The sequence below is a fragment of the Mycobacterium sp. genome, assembly GCF_040398885.1.
Classification (GTDB): Bacteria; Actinomycetota; Actinomycetes; order Mycobacteriales; family Mycobacteriaceae; genus Mycobacterium.
This window is the reverse complement of the sequence record NZ_JBBATF010000297.1, coordinates 1-1,605: the sequence shown is the minus strand read 5'-3', so window position 1 is coordinate 1,605 and position 1,605 is coordinate 1. Positions and strand designations below refer to the sequence as shown.

Sequence of the window (1,605 nt, the reverse complement as noted above, 5' to 3'; positions counted from 1 at the left end):
TCGACCCGACGCCGAAGACGGTCGACGCGCTGATGCGCATCGACCTGCCGGCCAGCGTCGACGTGAATATCCAGTAGGGGACTCGAGCAATGGGACCTAACAAGAATCCGCGGCGCGGAATCCTCGGCACGAAGCTGGGCATGACCCAGGTCTTCGACGAGAACAACCGGGTCGTTCCGGTGACCGTCGTCAAGGCGGGCCCGAACGTCGTCACCCGCATTCGCACCAACGACAAGGACGGCTACAGCGCCGTCCAACTGGCCTACGGCGAGATCAGCCCGCGCAAGGTCATCAAGCCGGTCGCCGGCCAGTTCGCCGCCGCCGGGGTCAACCCCCGCCGGCACCTGGCCGAACTGCGCCTCGACGACGAGGCCGCGGCCGGCGAGTACGAGGTCGGCCAGGAGTTGACCGCCGAGATCTTCGAGGCGGGCAACTACGTCGACGTCACCGGCACCTCCAAGGGCAAGGGCTTCGCGGGCACGATGAAACGGCACGGCTTCCGCGGCCAGGGCGCCGCGCACGGCGCCCAGGCGGTGCACCGCCGGCCCGGCTCGATCGGCGGCTGCTCGACTCCCGGCCGGGTCTTCAAGGGCACCCGGATGTCGGGCCGGATGGGCAACGACCGCGTCACCACCCAGAACCTGTTGGTGCACAAGGTCGACGCCGAGAACGGCGTGTTGTTGATCAAGGGTGCGGTCCCCGGCCGCACCGGCGGCCTGGTGATGGTCCGCACCGCGGTCAAACGAGGTGAGAAGTAATGGCGACGATTAACGTCCAGAGCCCGGACGGCACCATTCGCGGCAGCGTCGAACTGCCCGCGGAACTGTTCGACGTCGAGCCCAACATCGCGCTGATGCACCAGGTGGTGACCGCGCAGTTGGCGGCCGCCCGCCAGGGCACCCACGCGACCAAGACCCGCGGTCTGGTGTCCGGCGGCGGCAAGAAGCCCTACCGGCAGAAGGGCACCGGCCGGGCCCGTCAGGGCTCGACCCGCGCCCCGCAGTTCAAGGGCGGCGGGACGGTGCACGGCCCGCAGCCGCGCGACTACAGCCAGCGGACCCCGAAGAAGATGATCGCCGCCGCACTGCGCGGGGCGCTGTCGGATCGGGCCCGCAACGAGCGGATCCACGCCGTCACAGAATTCGTCAGCGGTCAGACTCCGTCGACCAAGAGCGCCAAGGCATTCCTGGGTGCGCTGGTTCCGGAGCGCACGCCCGGAAAAACGACAAAGGTTCTGGTCGTCATCGGCCGTGCCGACGAGGCCGGCGCCAAGAGCGTGCGCAACCTGCCCGGCGTGCACATCCTGGCACCGGATCAGCTGAACACCTACGACGTGCTCAACGCCGACGACGTGGTGTTCAGCGTTGAGGCGCTCAACGCCTGGATCGAGAGCAACACGAAGACGGAGGTGTCGGCCTGATGGCGACCGTGACTGACCCGCGCGACATCATCGTCGCACCGGTGATCTCTGAAAAGTCCTACGGCCTGATCGAGGACAACGTCTACACGTTCTTCGTCCACCCGGACTCCAACAAGACGCAGATCAAGATCGCCATCGAGAAGATCTTCTCGGTCAAGGTGGCCTCGGTGAATACCGCTAACCGG

At 67.3% G+C, this 1,605-nt stretch carries 3 protein-coding genes and 1 pseudogene; all 4 read left to right on the top strand.

Annotated features, from left to right (window positions below):
• Positions 1-77: pseudogene (locus ADBZ5U_RS16235) on the top strand (30S ribosomal protein S10); the annotation flags it as partial.
• 12 nt (positions 78-89) lie between these two features.
• On the top strand, positions 90-758 hold the full coding sequence (gene rplC, locus ADBZ5U_RS16230) for a 50S ribosomal protein L3 (protein ID WP_526811919.1): 669 nt from the start codon (positions 90-92) through the stop codon (positions 756-758).
• Positions 758-1,420 (top strand): 50S ribosomal protein L4, encoded by a 663-nt coding sequence (gene rplD, locus ADBZ5U_RS16225; RefSeq protein ID WP_526811917.1) that lies wholly within the window; start codon positions 758-760, stop codon positions 1,418-1,420. Before rplC ends, rplD begins: the two co-directional genes overlap by 1 nt.
• Positions 1,420-1,605, top strand: a 186-nt coding sequence (locus tag ADBZ5U_RS16220; protein WP_526811915.1) for a 50S ribosomal protein L23, incomplete at its 3' end; no start/stop codon positions are given. The genes rplD and ADBZ5U_RS16220, both read left to right, overlap by 1 nt.

Bases quoted from the DNA above. Each gene is read 5' to 3' on its own strand.
- rplD (WP_526811917.1), top strand. From the start codon at position 758: ATGGCGACGATTAACGTCCAGAGCCCGGACGGCACCATTCGCGGCAGC.
- rplC (WP_526811919.1), top strand. From the start codon at position 90: ATGGGACCTAACAAGAATCCGCGGCGCGGAATCCTCGGCACGAAGCTG.